11 protein-coding genes are annotated in these 16,705 nt (G+C 58.5%); 1 reads left to right on the forward strand and 10 read right to left on the reverse strand.

Features of this window, described 5'->3' with window-relative positions; genetic code table 11:
* Window positions 1–46: 46 nt before the first annotated feature.
* Window positions 47–724 (forward strand): GntR family transcriptional regulator, encoded by a 678-nt coding sequence (locus GRI91_RS13395; RefSeq protein WP_160737207.1) that lies wholly within the window; start codon window positions 47–49, stop codon window positions 722–724.
* Window positions 725–783: 59 nt separating this feature from the next.
* Here the strand turns inward: GRI91_RS13395 and GRI91_RS13400 are convergent, their stop codons facing one another.
* The 10 genes from GRI91_RS13400 to glmS all read right to left on the reverse strand — a co-directional run bounded on the left by GRI91_RS13400 (window position 784) and on the right by glmS (window position 16,689).
* Window positions 784–3,558 carry a CHAT domain-containing protein gene (locus GRI91_RS13400; RefSeq protein WP_160737208.1) on the reverse strand — a complete coding sequence of 925 codons (2,775 nt, stop codon included), beginning with the start codon at window positions 3,556–3,558 and terminating at the stop codon, window positions 784–786.
* A complete protein-coding gene (locus GRI91_RS13405) occupies window positions 3,530–4,195 on the reverse strand; it encodes a hypothetical protein (RefSeq protein ID WP_160737209.1) in 666 nt (221 codons plus the stop codon). The genes GRI91_RS13400 and GRI91_RS13405 overlap by 29 nt, the downstream gene beginning before the upstream one ends.
* Window positions 4,192–5,541 (reverse strand): sensor histidine kinase, encoded by a 1,350-nt coding sequence (locus tag GRI91_RS13410; RefSeq protein ID WP_160737210.1) that lies wholly within the window; start codon window positions 5,539–5,541, stop codon window positions 4,192–4,194. Before GRI91_RS13410 ends, GRI91_RS13405 begins: the two co-directional genes overlap by 4 nt.
* Window positions 5,538–6,224, reverse strand: a complete 687-nt coding sequence (locus GRI91_RS13415) for a response regulator transcription factor (protein WP_160737211.1) — start codon at window positions 6,222–6,224, stop codon at window positions 5,538–5,540. The genes GRI91_RS13410 and GRI91_RS13415 overlap by 4 nt, the downstream gene beginning before the upstream one ends.
* Before the next feature lie 67 nt (window positions 6,225–6,291).
* Entirely contained in the window at window positions 6,292–7,191 is a 900-nt protein-coding gene (locus GRI91_RS13420; RefSeq protein WP_237437895.1) for an SH3 domain-containing protein, read from the reverse strand.
* A 177-nt stretch (window positions 7,192–7,368) separates the two neighbouring features.
* Entirely contained in the window at window positions 7,369–8,154 is a 786-nt protein-coding gene (locus GRI91_RS13425) for an acyl-CoA thioesterase (protein ID WP_202385595.1), read from the reverse strand.
* A gap of 84 nt (window positions 8,155–8,238) precedes the next feature.
* Complete coding sequence (locus GRI91_RS13430; protein WP_160737212.1) at window positions 8,239–9,486, reverse strand: TetR family transcriptional regulator; 1,248 nt, start codon at window positions 9,484–9,486, stop codon at window positions 8,239–8,241.
* 125 nt (window positions 9,487–9,611) lie between these two features.
* Window positions 9,612–11,609, reverse strand: coding sequence for a tetratricopeptide repeat-containing sulfotransferase family protein (locus tag GRI91_RS13435; RefSeq protein ID WP_160737213.1), 1,998 nt, complete (start codon window positions 11,607–11,609; stop codon window positions 9,612–9,614).
* 66 nt (window positions 11,610–11,675) lie between these two features.
* Window positions 11,676–14,312, reverse strand: a complete 2,637-nt coding sequence (locus GRI91_RS13440; RefSeq protein WP_160737214.1) for a TonB-dependent receptor — start codon at window positions 14,310–14,312, stop codon at window positions 11,676–11,678.
* A 553-nt stretch (window positions 14,313–14,865) separates the two neighbouring features.
* Window positions 14,866–16,689, reverse strand: a complete 1,824-nt coding sequence (gene glmS, locus GRI91_RS13445) for a glutamine--fructose-6-phosphate transaminase (isomerizing) (protein ID WP_160737215.1) — start codon at window positions 16,687–16,689, stop codon at window positions 14,866–14,868.
* Between the last annotated feature and the right edge of the window lie 16 nt (window positions 16,690–16,705).

Raw genomic sequence — 16,705 nt, forward strand, 5'->3', positions numbered from 1 at the left:
AATATGAATGACAATATTGTTGACGATATTGTTAAAGAGGGATGTCATGAACGACGCAGCAGCCACGCTAGCCCGCAGCGGGCCAACAAGCGCCAACATAGCCGATTGGATCAGAACGCAGATTCGCAGCAGCAGACTGGTGCCCGGGCAAAGGCTGGTCGAAGTCGACATCATAAGGCAAACGGGGGGCAGCCGTTTCAAAGTGCGCGAGGCATTTCAGCGACTGGCTGCGGAAGGGCTCGTAGAAATCGAGGAATTTCGCGGCGCTTCGGTGCGCGGTGCGAGCGAGGATGAAGTGCGCCAGCTTTATCAGGCCCGCGCCTTGCTGGAAGGGATGTGCGCGCGCGATTTCACCGTCAGGGCCGGGGCCGAGGACCGGAAGAAACTGGCCCGGCTCGCGCTCGAAATGGAAGAATGCGTCGACAGCAATTCACCGGAGAAATTCAGCCGGCTCAACTCAGAATGGCACAAACTGCTAATGCGCGGTGCGGGAAATGCGGTCATCGAGGATCTGGTAAAACGGCTCAGCACACCGGTGCATCATTTGCTGTTTGGCACCTTTTACAAGGGCGATCGCCTGCGCGAAGCAGTCGAAGACCACCGTCTGATCATGGATGCGATCGAGGCAGGAGATCCCGAAGCAGCGGAAGCGGCCATGCGCGTCCATGTCGAACACGGCCACAGGTTCCTCAGCAAGCTGGAGCGTGCGGTGCATAATGACTGAGCCTGTTTCGCGTATGAGAATGCCCCGTCCTTTCGTCTGAGAACAGGCATGGAGCAGCGTTAATCGACCAGTATGAAGGGCGCCCATATCGCCGGCGCCGCCCCAGCCGGAATGTCCTCATCTTCGATCAGGGCGAGCTGTGAATTGCGCAAAGCCATCGCCCGGCCCGTACCAGCCGCCGCGGCCTTTAGCGTCGCCACACTGATTGCCGCCGCGGCGTCATCGCGGACGGGCCAGTGCGACAGCAGCAGGGAACGCGCTCCAGCAAGCTGAAATGCGCGGGCCAGACCGCTAAATGCAGGATTGCCCCGGCCATCTGGCGAAGCCGTATTGCAGGCCGAGAGCAGCACCCAATCAGCCGTGAGGCGCATGCCCGCAATTTCGCTCGCCGTCAGCAGCGCGTCATTATCGCTACCCTCGGCACCCTTGACCGGGGTGAGGACCAATGCGGGTTCGTCAAGCCCCCGCACCTGGCCGTTCACCAGGCCATGTGTGGCAAAGGCGATCACCTGGAACGTATCAAGCGGCGCAGCGCGCACCGACGCTTCAGTCGCCTGCGCCCCAGTGAGCAGCAAGCTATCCTCTGGCGCGAAAGCAGCAGACAGCGATGCCAGTTCAGCCAGAGCGCCGGGTAGTGAGGGCATGTCGGCAATACTATCAATATCCACCGCCATGCCGCGCAGCGCTGCACGGCTGGCTGGCGCGCCAGCCAGCGTCGGCGCGCCAATACCGGCAAAGGCGCGGCTTGCGCGCGCCATGCTGGCCGATTGCCTGCGCAGCGTTGGCCTGACCGAAATGGCATAATCGCGCAGCAAATAGTGGCGGGGCTGTCCTTCCTTTGCAGGAGCCGCGAGCAGAACCGAGGGGGGGATCTGCGCCATCAGTCCGCCTGCCGGAAAGATCAGATGCGTCTTATGCGCAATTGCCTGCTGAATATCAGCTGTAAAGATACGGTTGTAGAGCTCATGAGACGCAGCGACATCGAACAGATCCTCTCCCTCTTCACCAAGTCCGCGATCAAGCGAGCTGCGCAGGCGTTTGATCAGCGCGTTCGTCGATTTGAGCGGAACACGCATCTGCCCCCATGACAACCCTTCACGCGTCAGAGCCAGAGTCACGACCCGGTCTTCGTAGATGATCGGCACCACATAGGCCTGATCATCATCCAGCACCTCCCTCGCCTCGGCAATGTTCAGCGGGCGGGGGCGAAGAAATTCGACATAGTCGGGATACTCACGCGCCAACTGGTCTTCTGCCGCCTTTCGCGCCACGATCTTGTCCGCCAGAGCGCCCCGCGCTGCCTCATCCCGGGTCAGCGTGGACCGCATGGCCTCTTCCTCGCTGCGGGCGGTACGCGCAGCATCGAGCGCCCGCGCAAATCCCGCCGCATCGCCGGGATAGGAAAGGCTGGCAGCGCTGGCAGCCAGATCACCCAAAGACGCCAGTTGCGCGCTACGCCACCCCCGTTCCAGATCACCGGCCAGCAAGGCGATGATCGCCGAATCGCGAAACAGCTGGTTATTACCAAAGGCAAGACGTCGCAGATCCTGCCCTTGCGCATATATATCCAGCAAACGGGCTTCATTATTCGCCACCGTCTCGGACAAGATGTCGATGGCCTCTGCTGGGTGGCCAGCACGCGCAAAATTGAAGGCAGCCAAGGATTCGATGAAAGTGCGCGCGGGGTGTTTTTCCGGTAATTTTGCGCGAAATTGCGGCAAAATTTCGCGGGTCAGACGTAATGCTTCCTCATGCTCTCCCATGACGCTGAGCGAGCGTGACAGCCGCGATTGAAGATGGCCCCAGCGCAGATCGCCGTGATCAACCTTGTTCTCCGCCATCAGGGTCAGCCCTTCGCGGAACCAGGGGACTGAATCCTCCACGCGCCCCTGCGAGTAAATCAGCTCACCAATCAGCGAACGATGCATCGCCCTTTCCTGTGCTGCGGACGCCCATTCGCTACGCAAAGCAAGCTTCGCAAAACGTTCGCCGTCATCCGCGCGCCCCACGCCGGACAGCGCCACCGCACGCGACTGCAGCAAGGGAAAAAGTCGCGGATCGTCATAGCCAAAGGCTGCCACAGCGACATCCGTACTCCGCGCGTAGAATGCGACAGCATCTTCGTAACGACCTTCTGAAAGGGCGCGTTGCGCCTGAAGGCTAAGCACGGAAATCCAGGCAGGATGGTCCAAATCCAGCAGCCGCAATGCGAGTGTTTCAGCTTCCCGGCCTGCTTCTGCTCCCTTCTCACGGTCAAGATAGGTCACATGTTCGGCATATCTGGCGGCGAAATATACCAGCGTCGGATCATCCGGCCCAAGATCTTCGCGTGCCTGATCATAGGCGATGCGAAGCCATTCGACCACGCCCGGCATGTCATCCTGCTGATAGGCATCCATGCCCAGATGATAGGATGCCCACGGACGGCCGAGTGATCCCGGCAAGGGCGGGCCGTCCGACAAAAGGCGGAGTTGTGCGCGCAGCTGCGGCTTTTCCTCGGCCGCAGCGAAAGAGTTTAACCCCACCCCTATTGCGCTGGCCTGAGCGGCTGGATCGAGAGGCAGGGACTGATATTCGCGATACAAATCCCATGCCGCCTGATTCTTCTCATCCGCGGCCAGGGCGATAATCGCATTGGATACCAGCCGGGCACGCTCCTCCTCGCTGATTGTGGGTGAGGCCTTGGCAAGCGCGGCCTGTGCCTCTTCGCGCTTCTCAACGCTATGATTATATATGTCAGGTCGCTGCACCTTTTGCCCGTAGAGCGGAGCGGCCACGCTCAGCGCAGCAGCGGCAGCAAATATGCTAGTCGAACACCAGATAGTAAATCGCATTCCCGGGCCCCTCATTCCGCAAATCAATATTGTATCTTTGGGTGTATAACGGTGTGAAATGGCAATCTTGTGGGCCGTTCTCGGCCTGCTCGCCTGCGGACACCCTGTTTGCAGACCGTTCGCACACAGTCTCCTTTTGGGCGTTCACGATCCGCAGGCGCAGCAAGGCGGTGCCGCGCTGCGACAAGGCGACCGTACTGGACTTGCCGGAGAAAAATGTCTGCCCGCCGTGCCAGCTTTCGCCCGGCGCCAGCCGGCCATGAAGAAAGCCGGGACCGAGCAACCGCCCCCGCATCGACGCAGCCGCCGGACCGGCTTGCTCTGACCACGCCGCCATCGGATCCACCCCGCCCCCCTCCTGAAGAGACACGCCATTTGTGCGGAGCGCGGAGAGGATACCGGACAGGCGCTGCACATCGCCCGCTTCATAGGCTCCATCGGCCCGCGCCAGCAGACCAGCCGCCCATGCCGCCCGGCTGATTTGTTGCGGTTCCTGAGAAATCGATTTCAAGGGAGTGCTGGCCGGGGAAGTGTAAGCCTTATCGGCAAGCGCTCCACCTTCTGCCGAATGGGAGCAGGCTGACAAGACAACCGGCCCCAGCACGGCGGCAATCCCTTTGAAGAATCGATGCTTCATCCCGCCATTTCCCCCCGGACGACGAACCGGGTGCCACGATCCTTCATCTCCAGCGAAAGCGCAAGCCCATGTCGCTCAGCTATCGCCTTGGCGAGGGAAAGACCCAGCCCCGCCCCATGAGAATCACGAGCGGCATCCGCGCTTCTGTAGAAACGATCGAAAATCCGTTCCCGATCACCGGCGGGAATACCAGGACCATCATCCTCCACCACCAGCACGGGGCCAGGTTCCAGCGACATGTCGATCCGGCCGCCGGAAGGGACGTATTTGAAAGCATTATCGAGAAGGTTTGTGATGAGGCGGGCGAGCTGATCCTCCTCCCCATCGATCACCACACCAGGCCGGATATCCCATGAAAATTCATGGCCCGATTCCTCGGCACTGTCGCTGTAAAGCTCGCAAATGCGCGAGCTTAATCTGCTCAGATTAACGGGGCGCAAACTATGCGGGTCCCCGCGTCTGGCATTGCTCGATGCAATATCCAGCAGGCTCTCCAGCGTGTGAACCAGCGAACGGATTTCGCCCCGCGCCGCCTGCAGCTCCTGCGCGATGCCTGCCTCCGGATCGGCGGCCAGTGCCTTCACCAGCTTGTTATCCAGATGGGTAAGCGGCGTGCGGATCTCGTGCGCGACCTGATCCGAACTGTCGCGATATGCTTCCATCAAACGCTGCACCCGCGCCAGCGCCGCGGCGGAATGGGATGCCAGCTCGTCGATTTCATCCGGCGCGGCCTTTTGTTCACACGCATCCATGAAACCGGAATCACCTGTCTGGAACGCCGCGTTGATTACGCCGATCCGGCATTGCAGTCTCCGCGTCGTCACGCGCGCAAACAGTCCGACCACCAGCGCAAACAGCAAACCACCTGCAGCAAAGGAGAGTGCAACCCGCTGCAACAAAGGCAAGGCGTCATCCGCCTCATGCGCAACCAGCAACCGTTTATCCGGCGCCAGCAGCGTAGAGCGCGCAAAAGCCGGAGTCGCCCGGCCAATGACAATCCGCCCACTTTCCGACACAGCCGGGTCGAGCGCGGGCCAGTGATCGAGATCACCCGCCAAACGCTGTCCACCCGGACCGAGCAGAAGATAATGCGGCACCGTGCCGTCAGTCGGTGTCAACGCCAGCCGGTCGGCAATCCGCCGCTGCAACTCCTCACCACCGCCGCTGGCATAGATATCCACCAGCCCGGCCAGATCCAGATCAACCGCCTGGCGGGCATTTTCATCCAGCGTATTGCGGATCGTGCGATCGGTCAGCAGCCACAATGCGGCAACCAGCAGCAAAGCGAGGCCGATGGAAAGGACAACGATCCGTGAGAAGATAGAGCTTTGCGCGCGATGTATCATTTACCGTCCAGAAGGCGATATCCCGACCCCCAGATTGTTTCGAGCGCAGGCGTGGCGAAGCGCTCTTCCAGTTTGCGCCGCAAGCGGCCAATATTCACATCCACGACATTGGTTTGCGGGTCGAAGGTCATGTTCCACACATCACGCAGCAACATTTCGCGCGTGACTGTTTCTCCTGCATTTTCCATAAAATAGCGAAACAGTTCAAATTCCCGCGGAGACAGGGGCAGATAGCGGTTCTGGCGAAAGGCAGTGCGAGCCTTCACATGGCATTCAAAGGCCCCGAACAGGATCACCGCACTATGCTCCCGCCCGGAAGAACGGCGATGCAAAGCCTTAATCCGGGCCAGCAATTCGGCGGCTTCATACGGTTTTGCCAGATAGTCATCCGCACCTGCCTCCAGCCCTTCGGCACGGTCGCTGGTCCGGCCAAGCGCGCTTAACATCAGGACCGGTGTGCCAACCCCGCTGTCACGCAGGCGGCGAAGGATCGTGAGCCCGTCAATGTCACCCAGCATCCGGTCGAGAATGATCACATCGAAAGGTTCGATCCCGGCACGCAGCAATCCTCCAGCACCGGTTTCCTCGCAGACAATCGTGTCGCCGCGCTCCGCCGCGAGCTGTCGAATATCATCTGCCGCCCGGCTATCGTCCTCTATATAGAGGATGCGCGTCTGGACCATGTCTCCACCCTTCCCCCACCCGATGCGGGTGCAGGGGGCCAAAACCGGTCCCCTGCCCTGCCTGATGTCAGCCGAGATCTTCAACCGAAACCCAGCCCGTCGTACCGTAATTGTCCGTAGCTTCGATAAACAAACCTTCACGATTTCCCGTAGGAGTCAATTCAGTTCCTGCGCGCAAGCTACGCTTCGCAGCACCATCGACTGAAGGCTCAGCGCGCATCACCGTATCGATAGCCACAACCGCAGCGCTCGATGCAGGCGCAACCGTACCCGCAGCTGCGCCACCTTGTGCAACCGGGCTCACCTCCAGAGCGCTGCGCTGAGCAATCAGATTGTTGAAGGCCAGGACGAAGGCTTCCGTCAGCATTTGGCCTTTCTTGCTGTCAGCATAACCCGCAGTCCCGGCGGCGGAGCGCGCCCATTCATTCTCGTCATTCTTGAACTTGATCGTCGACTTCTTGACCGAGCCGGTGCCCCCGGCGACAGCCATGCCAGAAGCGGGGTCGACGACTTTCAGGCCCGCCGCCACGGTCTTCTTCTTACCGCCCAGGCCGCCAAACATTCCCAAGGCCGCACCGGCGAAGGGAACACTGCTCAACACCTTACCCGCCGCGCCGGAGCGGATCAGCGCCTCGGTGGCGACGGACTTCCCAATTTCGACACCCTGATCGACGTCTTCCTGACTGCCGGCGATGGCTGTCACCAGAAAGCGCGCCGGCGTGCTGGCCGAGGGATTATGCGGCGTGAAACAGCCGGATTCTCTGGCCAGCGCATAGATCAATTCACGCGGGGAGCTGAGATTCCATTCGGTCCAGCCGGCGGCGTCCCCTTCCACAACTGCGATCGTGCCAATCGACTGGTCGCAATGCGTCAGTTGGGGCGCTGCCCCGCTATCCTTCGCCATGGCAGGCATCGGTGCGGTGGCAATCAGGGCGGCGGCGGCAGGCAATGCAATGAACATCCTCATGAGCAAACTCTCCTATGCGCGTGAAGTACCGCCGCACATTGGAGGTCATTGGCTCAAACCCACACACACGATGCCTGTCAGAAACATGACAAAGCCCGTTAGGATGGCAAAAGCGCGAAGGAAGAAAGGCGGGAGAGAGCTAACGACCGGCAGCATACCGGATGCTGGCACGGCCAATCACCCGATTGGCTTGGCATTCCCCTGCGCATCGACAGCCGCCATCGTGAAATTGGCCGTTGCCGCGTGGCACCGTTCACCTGTCAGCAAATCTTCCCCCCACATCTCCACACTAACCACCAGCGAGCCATTGCCCTGATGGATAATAGCCGAAACGAGTTCAACCATTTGCCCTTCGCGGATCGGTGACTTGAAGGCGATTTCGTCACTGGCGGCCATGACGAAAATTTCACGGCTGTGCCGGGTGGCGGCGATAAAGGCGGCCTTGCCCATCATCTTCAGCGCGTCACCACCATAGAGCGTGCCATAGTGGTTGGTTTGCGGCGGAAAAACCATATCCACCGTCCGCAATTTTCCATCCTGAGGGGGACGATGGCTATCCTCTATCGCAGGCAGCGGCAGCGTGGTGTCCGGTCCCTTCACTGCCACCAAAGTAAAACGTCCGCGGGTGCACAGACGGCGTTCTCCGCTGATCAGCGCTTCGGCCAGCAGCTCCACCTCAACTTCGACCGAACTGCGCCCGACCCGGACAAGAGTGGACGTCGCCTCGATCATTTCCCCCGCATAAGCTGCGGCAGTAAAGTCAATCTTTTGCGATGCGGCGGTGACAAAAGGGGCGCGGCCATGCCGGGTTGCAGCCAGAAAGGCTACCTTGTCCATATGCGCCAGCGCGATTCCGCCAAACAGAGTTCCGTGATGATTGGTGTCACCGGGAAACACCATATCGATCAACACAGCCGGCGATGATGCGTGGGACGGCGCCGTCAGTCTGCTATTGGCGGGCATGCTGTTTCCTGCTGTAAAAAACGCTGCCCTAACGTCCGCCGCGATAGCAGGGCAAGGCCCGTTTTCACCACTTTGCGTGAAATTTCAGGCGGGAGCTGATGGGCCGCTCGTGCCAGAGAGCAGATCGATCACGCTCTGAACGCGTTGCCGCTCCTGTGCGCCATCTCCGCCGCGCTCCAGCGCTTCATTGATCATTGCCATACCTTTTAGACACAATGTCATCCGCGCCACTCCGAAAAAGCTGTCATCCTGAAAATCCGGATGCCGCGACAGACGGTTGAGGAGCCCCTGTCCTTCGTAAATGCGCAAAGCCCTGAGTACCGGCACAAATTCCGGGTCATGCCGTGCAGCTATGCCCAATTGGCCCATGATCCGCATGAACTGAACGTAGCCGCCGCCGCCAGCCTCCACCGGATCACGGCTGATCATCCCAACCAGCATTTCCTGCCAGCTTGACAAGCCAGCATAGTCAGACCGGGCGAATTTTTGTGGCAAGATAGTCAGCAATGCATGCCAGATTGCCGTGCGTATACAGGCCGAGGTATCGCCAAAGTGATAGACCACTTGTGATGGGGAAATCTGCGCCTCGCGGGCTTCTTGACGCAAGGTCAGGCCACACAAGCCCTTTTCGATGATGCGCACAGATAATTGCACGACAAAATCGCGCATCGCTGGCGGCAGTCTGTCGAGCCTGCCTTGCCCCTCCGCGCCCAGATCTTCCGGCTTCCAGAACTTTTCAATGGCCCAAGCTCCGACCGGATCGGACTTCACGTCCTCCGGCAGGAAAAACCCGTTCAATCCTTCATTCAGCAGCAAAGTGAACAAGGGGTCCTTGGGCAGGGCCCCGGCATAGGCCTGTTCAGCCAGAATATAGGCCACCAGAGGTTCTGTCAGATGGGACCGTTCCGAACCGAGCAATTCCCCCCAGAAAGCCTGCTGCAGATCGACCCATTCCGCCAGCAAAGTCGCGGAACCAGGGAATTCGCGCGGTTTATACAGCGCCTCCATACAAACAAGCATTGTGGGCTGGCGGATCTGATGGATCAAATAGGCTTGTGCAACACAGGACAGAATATGCGGCCGCATTTCCATGCCGGAATAATACTCAAGCAACGCTTTATGCCGTACCCGCTCCGTCTCGACCGCATCTTTCAAAGTAGCCAGCAGCAATTGATTTTTGCCGCCAAAATACTGAAAGATCGGCGAGGTGCTCTTTCCGGCATTCTGCGCCAATTGGCGAAGCGATAAATTCTCCACACCTTCCTGAACTATCGCATCGCGACAGGAATCAAGCAGTGCCTGCTGCGTGTCGGCATGGTTTTTTTCAGTCATCAGGAAACCCCAAAAGGCAGGCGGCGGGATTTAAATGAAACGACATCCGATACCTTTAGCATCTTTATTATATAGCACTAACACAAGTCAATTATCTCGTAACTATACAATCTTAGACTTGATATTTATTTCGGCGCGGTTTCCTGGAAATTTACGCCCAATTCCTGCTTGAGCGGCGCCAGCCATGCATCAAAGGGTTTCCATGCGGCAACGCCTGACCGATTAATCGGCTGCCGTACCTGCTCTGAACTGGCTGTACGTACGGCGCGATCCGTCTTGTGAAATTCAACGCAGCTTTCTTCAAAAGGTAGCCCGCAATAATCCAGGATGCGGCGAACCTGCCCCTCCAGATCATCCAGCACATCCTCATGCTGAACCCGCAGAATCCGCCCCTGCGGCAAAGCACGGTCCCAATGATCCATCAGATCCACATAATCGCTGTAATAACGGCCTATTTCTGTCAGACCGTAGGTAAATTCCTGACCTTGCGCGAAAAGCTGTTTGAACCCGGAGAAGCAACAATCCATGGGCGCGCGCCGCGCATCGATAATCCTCGCATTGGGCAGGATCAGCTGGATCAGCCCGATATGCCGGAAATTGTTGGGCATTTTGTCGATGAAGAAGGGCGCGCCCTGCCGGTGGATGCGGGTGTTTTCGATATATTGGCGGCCCATAGCCTGCAGCTGATCTGCAGAGAGTCCAGCCAGCACGCCGGGATAGCGGGAATTGGCGGATGCCTTGCTGCGCCCACGCAAACGGTGTGCCATTGCCAGAATATCCGGCAATTCCATCGTACCATCCACCTGGCTGTGAGATGCCAATATCTGTTCGATCAGGGTCGATCCCGCGCGCGGCAGGCCCAACACAAAAATCGGATCGGCGGCATCATGCCCCTTGCCCGCCTGTGCGGCAAACAGGTCACTGGTGCAGACCCGCATCTGTGCGTCGAATTCCGCCCGCATCTGATCCGCATCATAGCGTGATTGGCGGCGTTTCAGCGCGTTCCCTTCGTCATAATAGCGGAAGCTGCGCTCATACTCCCCCGCGTCTTCATGCGCTTTGCCCAACGCAAAATTGAGATGAACCCGGTCCATGAAGGACAAATCGCCGTGATCGAGCTGGGCATGCATCGCCTCGATTTCGGCGTCGCTGAAACGATAGGTCTTGAGATTGGCCAGTGAATAATAAGCTTCACCCGCCGCCGGGCGCGCCGCAATTGCAGCCTGATAGGACGCCACGGCGTCCGCCTGTTTGCCATATGTTTTGAGCGCATGTCCGCGCGAAGTCAGCGTTGCCGGATCATTGGGCAGACGCTCCAGCACGGCATCGAACAATTCGAAGGCTCGCTCATATTTACCCGTCTGCATACTCTCGATCGCCAATTGCGATTGAAAGGTCACATTATCGGGCTGCGCTTCATAAAGCTGTGCGGCCTGATCATAGGCTTCAGCGAATTTCTGCCGGCTGCGCAGGACCTGGATATAATCGAGCCGCAGACGCAGATCGTCCGGCTTGAAGGTCAAGGCGCTTTCCAGCAGGAATTCGGCATCATCCAGCACGCCAAAGCGGGAGCCGATTTCAGCCAGCAACCGCATCCCTTCCACATCGCGCGGATGCTGCTGCAAATAATAGCGGCACAGATCCTCCGCCTTGGCCAGCCGCCCTTCATGCAGATGGTTGAGCGCCGCGAGCAATTCCCGCGGGAGTTGCTGAACACGCTTTGCCTGTTCCGCAGCAGCTTCAGCCTGCGGCAGCAAGCCTGCCTGACGCAGCAGGTCGATCTGCCCTTTCCAACTGGCCAGCAAGGCCGGGTTGAACTGACAAGCACGCGCATAGGCCGCGATCGCCGCATCCCGGTGGCCGCGATCACGCGCCAGATGGCCGCTTTCCTGCCATGCCCGGCCATATTCGGGCGCAGCATGATGCAGCTCCGCAAGGAGCTGTTCAGCCTTGTCGTAATTTTTGAGAAAGCGCGCGGCGACCGCACCAAGATACAGCGCTTCGCTGTTTTCTGGCTGCGAAGCGATAATAGCTTCGGCGGTGTGCAATCCGGTTTCGAACTTGCCCTCTTTCAGGGCCTGCTGCGCGTCTTGCAATGATACGTTGGTTTCGGGGCTGTTCATATGCGCCCTTTGCCAAGAAAAGAGTGCCGGGGGCAAGCCACTCGCCCGCCCCCGGCCCTGTTTCGATCAATAATCGAAGGAAACACGCATACCAACCGTCAGCGGACGGTTTACGGTGATGCGCGGAACATCGAAGTTGAAGCTGCCGGCCACCTGGGCCCGCTTGTCGGTGAGGTTTTCACCATAGACTTCGAAAGACCACTGATCCTTCTCAACACCTGCAGTCAGGCTGAACGTGGTGTAGCTATCGAGCTTCAGCTTATTGATTTCGATAATGTCGGTGTATTTGGAGCCCGAATGAACGACCTGCGGCATGATGTGCGCACGCAGATCATTCGACAGATCCCATTCATAACGCACCCGCAGATTGCCCTGGAATTCAGGAGCATATGCGAGGGGCGAACCCTTCACCACATCGTCGGTCGGCGTCAGAACTTCCGTGATTTCCGTATCAAGGAAAGAGAACGCACCAGCAACGGTGAGGCCCGGGACGGCATAAGGCTGGAAGGTCAGATCACCTTCAACGCCCTTGATTTCCGCATTCGCCGCATTGTCCGAGAAGAACAGATTGGTGATCGAAGGATCGAAAATCGTCGTCTGCAAACGGCTCACATCGACATAGAAGGCACTGCCGTTGAAGCGAAGCTGACGATCAAACAGGCTCGTTTTCCAGCCAAATTCGTAATTCTTCACTTCATCCGTGTCGAGCGCGAAGGGAACCTTGTAATCGCCCGGGCCATCTGCACCGCCGGGACGGTTAAGCAGGCCAGGACGGAAACCTTCCGAATAGGTGCCGTAGAACAGCAGATCTTCGGTCGGCGTGAAGGTCAGCGTACCCTTGAAGATAACACCGTCGGTCGTCGCCTTGTCCGGGTTTCCGTAAGGATTGTCAGCACCGTATTTGTCCGACAGGTTGGTACCGCCGCAGCCCGGAATGTTGACCTGGTCTTCAACCGGAACGCCCTTATTGGCACCGAAGATCGGCGAATTGAGCTTACAGAATGCCGAGGTTGCTGCGCCTTCAAGGTCAACTTCCACGTCATAATACCGTGCACCACCAGTGATGGTCAGCATGTCAGGGACGATATCAAAGGCTACTTCGCCGAAAATACCGAACTGCTTGTCAGTACGCTTCACATCGTTGCGGAAGCCGACATTGTCAGGCAGCGGGCCTGCATCGCTGAAATAGCCCGGCGCTGCATTACCAACCGTGCCGGTTACTTCAGTGTTGGTGAAGGGATAGATATCCGAGAACCCGCGCGTCACGCCATCGTAACCGCGAACCTGTTCGGATGCGTAATAATAATCGTTACGCTCCTTCAGAACGAGGCTGGAATAGAACCCGCCGACAGTTGCCCGAATGCGTTCTTCCTGCGGCGTATTCACGCGCAGTTCCTGCGTGAACACAGTGGTGTCCGTATCCGACGTAACCGCCAGATTCGGGGCATAGCAGGTCGGGTCAGCCGGAGCGTTGGCCACGTCACCGGGATACACAACGGCCGTATCGCACATGTAATAGGGAATGTACTGACCAACGAAGAGATAATCGGAATAACCGACATTCTGATGCGTTTCACGATCGGTATAGGCGCCGGTATAAACGATATCGAGCATCGCCAGACGACCTTCAAGGGTCCAGCTGGTGTTCGAGAAATCATCTTCCAGACGATCGTCGGAATAACGCTGAATCTCGAGATTATCGAGATCAAGTTCCGGATCGGCAAAGAACACGCCGTCCGATTCAACGCTTTGACGCGCATGGGCGACAGTCAGGCGCCAGTCCGGCCCCATTTCCCACAAGGCGCTGGCCCGGAAGCCGGAATATTGCGTGTCATTGAAGTTGTCCTCAACCAGACGCGCATTATCCGCAGCCTGGAAGGTGACGTCATTGTCGATATAAGCCAGTGATTCAGGGTCGGACTGGAAGCCGGCACGATCACTGTTCACCGGTACACCATTGTAGCGTTCCGTGCCTTCGGGACGGAAGCGAGCGCTGCCACGCATCGTGCGCTGACCATGGACATTGTCGATATAGCCGCCCTGATCATCAAGGAAGGCCACGCCGCGCAGTGCGAAATTATTCGTCACCGGCACGTTCAACATGACTTCGGTCTTGTAGCTGGTTTCACCGCCCTTGGTGAAGGATACGCCAGCCTTTGCCTTGGCATCGAACCCGGCCAGGCTGGGCTTGTTCGTGATCAGACGGACAACACCGGCCTGCGAACTGGCGCCAAACAGCGTGCCCTGCGGGCCTGCGAGAACTTCGATACGTTCCATATCGGCGGCATACACGTCGAGGTTACGGCCCGGCTGCGCCAGCGGCTGCTCGTCGAGATAAAATGCAACGTTGGGGGCAAGACCGGCCACACCGGCCGTGGTCAGGTTCGGCGTGGTGGATGCCAGGCCGCGAATGTAAATCGTGCTCTGCCCGGGGCCGCTGCCGCCAGCGGTTACGTTGGGAAGCTGGTCCAGATAATCGTCAAACGTTTCCACGCCCAGCTGATTAAGGCCTTCTTCGCCGATTGCCTGCACCGAGAGCGGCACATCCTGCAGATCTTCGCTGCGCTTGGTTGCCGTCACGATGATCGGCTGAATTCCAGTGCGCGCGACTGCGGGTGCGCTTTCCTGTGTCTGGGCTGCGGCAGGCGTAGCAATTGCCACTGCCAGCGCACCAATAGATGCACCGGTAATATGCTTAATCATTCTGCGTTCCCTTGTTTTTTCAGTCCACATTTGGAGATGATGCCAGTGCGGCATCGGCGCTCAGAAAAAAGCGAATGTCTCATGACTATCGGTCACGAACTGTTCAGCTTCGAGCGCGGGGTGAGCTCTCGTTAGAGAAGGGATCCGCAGATAACCACCACCAACCCCGCTTGCCGCCGGACGCAAGAAAAATTTGTGGTATAATGGCAACACAGAAAAACCACCATTCACAGCACGAAGCATCCGAATATGGTGCTGCTGAGAAATCCACAGGGGTGGTGCCAGACAAAGAATGCTCACCCCGATCGACGCAATACATCGCAAGGGCGAAAGGACAGACCAGACAATCCGCTTCGGCCGATATTTGGCGGTTTGCAGCCGGAATCGGCATATGCCACCCTATCGATTCAGATCCACGTGCACATTACTAAGGGCGCTCGCGATACGCGCACGCCATTGCTTGTTGATCAGCTGCTACACGGCAGGTGGTGATATTAAACCCGGAAATTGGCAGTGCATTTGGCAGGAACATCGCCCAACAATCAGACTGCAGCTATTCCACTGTCACACTTTTGGCGAGGTTGCGTGGCTGATCCACATCAGTCCCTTTCACACAAGCGGTGTGATAGGCCAGCAACTGGACCGGCACGGCATAGACGAGCGGTGCGATCAGTGGGTGGACCTTCGGCATTTCAATGGTTGCGATGCAACCTTCACCCGCTTCCTCCAGACCAGCTGCATCGGAGATCAGCACGATCTGCCCGCCTCTGGCGCGCACTTCCTGCATATTGGAGACGGTTTTTTCAAACAGCGGCCCGGAAGGTGCCAGCACGATAACCGGCACAGCTTCATCAATCAGCGCGATCGGGCCATGTTTCATTTCGCCAGCCGCATAGCCTTCAGCGTGAATGTAGCTGATTTCCTTCAGCTTCAGCGCACCTTCCAGTGCGAGAGGAAAATCAGACCCGCGCCCAAGATAAAGCACATCGCGCGCCGGGGCGATCAGATGCGCCATATTGGCGATTTCCTCATCATGATCGAGCGCCGCGTTAAGGCAGGCCGGTGCCTCCAGCAGATGGCGCACGATTTCCGCTTCTTCCGCAGAATTAAGCCGCCCCTTGCGCACTGCGAAATGGGCGGCCAGCGCGGCCAGCACCGCCAATTGGCAGGTAAATGCCTTGGTCGACGCCACGCCAATCTCCGGCCCCGCATGGGTGGGCAACAACAGATCCGCCTCACGCGCCATGCTGCTGGTGGGGACATTGACCACCGCCGCGATGGTCTGCCCCTCGGCCTTGCAATGACGTAGCGCCGCGAGCGTATCCGCCGTTTCACCGCTTTGTGAGATGAACAGCGCCAGCCCGCCTTTTTCCAGCACCGGCTCCCGATACCGAAACTCGCTGGCAAAATCGATATCGACCGGCACGCGCGCGAATTGTTCAAACCAGTATTTCGCGACCATCCCGGCATAATAGCTGGTTCCGCAGGCCACGATGGTGACGCGGTTTACGGCAGAAATATCAAAGTCGATCTGCGGCAAAGCCACGGCCTGTTCCAGCGGCCTGATATAGGATTGCAGTGTCTGGGCGACCACGGTCGGCTGTTCGAAAATCTCCTTCTGCATGAAATGGCGATAATTGCCCTTTTCAATTGCAGCGGCAGATGCGCCCGAGGCCGTGATTTCTCGGCTGACCTGAGCCCCGTCCTTGTCCCGGATGGTGGCGCTGTTCCGTGTGATGGTGACCCAGTCGCCTTCCTCCAGATAGGATATCTGCTGCGTCAGCGGCGCGAGTGCCAGTGCATCAGACCCCAGATACATTTCGCCATCACCGTAACCCAGCACCAGAGGCGAGCCGAGCCGTGCGCCGATCAGCAGTTCAGGATGCTGGCGGAACGCTATGGCCAGTGCGAAGGCCCCGCGCAATTGCGGCAAGACGATACTGACTGCGTCCTCGGGTGACTTACCCGCCTCCACCTGTTCGGAGATCAGATGTGCGACCACTTCCGTGTCGGTGTCGCTTTCAAACACCCGCCCCCGCGCCGACAGTTCTTTGCGCAGGCTGCGGAAATTTTCGATAATGCCATTATGCACCAGTGCGACTTCGCCCGTTGCATGCGGGTGCGCATTATTATGCGTCGGCGCCCCGTGGGTCGCCCAGCGCGTATGGGCGATGCCCGATGTGCCCGGAGCGGGATTGGCCGCAACTTCGCTGACCAGATGGTTGAGCTTGCCTTCCGCCCGTCTGCGGATCAGCTGGCCATCATGCAGTGTGCAGATACCCGCACTGTCATAACCGCGATATTCCATCCGGCGCAGACCGTCCGTTAAACGCTCCGCGACGGGTTCACTGCCGACAATGCCAATAATTCCGCACATGCACTTATCTCTTCTT

The sequence above is a fragment of the Altericroceibacterium endophyticum genome, from assembly GCF_009827595.1.
GTDB lineage: Bacteria > Pseudomonadota > Alphaproteobacteria > Sphingomonadales > Sphingomonadaceae > Altericroceibacterium > Altericroceibacterium endophyticum.

Excerpts from the sequence above, each read along its gene's own strand:
- GRI91_RS13410 (WP_160737210.1), bottom strand. The coding sequence starts at position 5,541 with ATGATACATCGCGCGCAAAGCTCTATCTTCTCACGGATCGTTGTCCTT.
- GRI91_RS13430 (WP_160737212.1), bottom strand. The coding sequence starts at position 9,486 with ATGACTGAAAAAAACCATGCCGACACGCAGCAGGCACTGCTTGATTCC.
- glmS (WP_160737215.1), bottom strand. The coding sequence starts at position 16,689 with ATGTGCGGAATTATTGGCATTGTCGGCAGTGAACCCGTCGCGGAGCGT.
- GRI91_RS13420 (WP_237437895.1), bottom strand. The coding sequence starts at position 7,191 with ATGAGGATGTTCATTGCATTGCCTGCCGCCGCCGCCCTGATTGCCACC.
- GRI91_RS13400 (WP_160737208.1), bottom strand. The coding sequence starts at position 3,558 with ATGCGATTTACTATCTGGTGTTCGACTAGCATATTTGCTGCCGCTGCT.
- GRI91_RS13395 (WP_160737207.1), top strand. The coding sequence starts at position 47 with ATGAACGACGCAGCAGCCACGCTAGCCCGCAGCGGGCCAACAAGCGCC.
- GRI91_RS13425 (WP_202385595.1), bottom strand. The coding sequence starts at position 8,154 with ATGCCCGCCAATAGCAGACTGACGGCGCCGTCCCACGCATCATCGCCG.
- GRI91_RS13440 (WP_160737214.1), bottom strand. The coding sequence starts at position 14,312 with ATGATTAAGCATATTACCGGTGCATCTATTGGTGCGCTGGCAGTGGCA.
- GRI91_RS13415 (WP_160737211.1), bottom strand. The coding sequence starts at position 6,224 with ATGGTCCAGACGCGCATCCTCTATATAGAGGACGATAGCCGGGCGGCA.
- GRI91_RS13405 (WP_160737209.1), bottom strand. The coding sequence starts at position 4,195 with ATGAAGCATCGATTCTTCAAAGGGATTGCCGCCGTGCTGGGGCCGGTT.
- GRI91_RS13435 (WP_160737213.1), bottom strand. The coding sequence starts at position 11,609 with ATGAACAGCCCCGAAACCAACGTATCATTGCAAGACGCGCAGCAGGCC.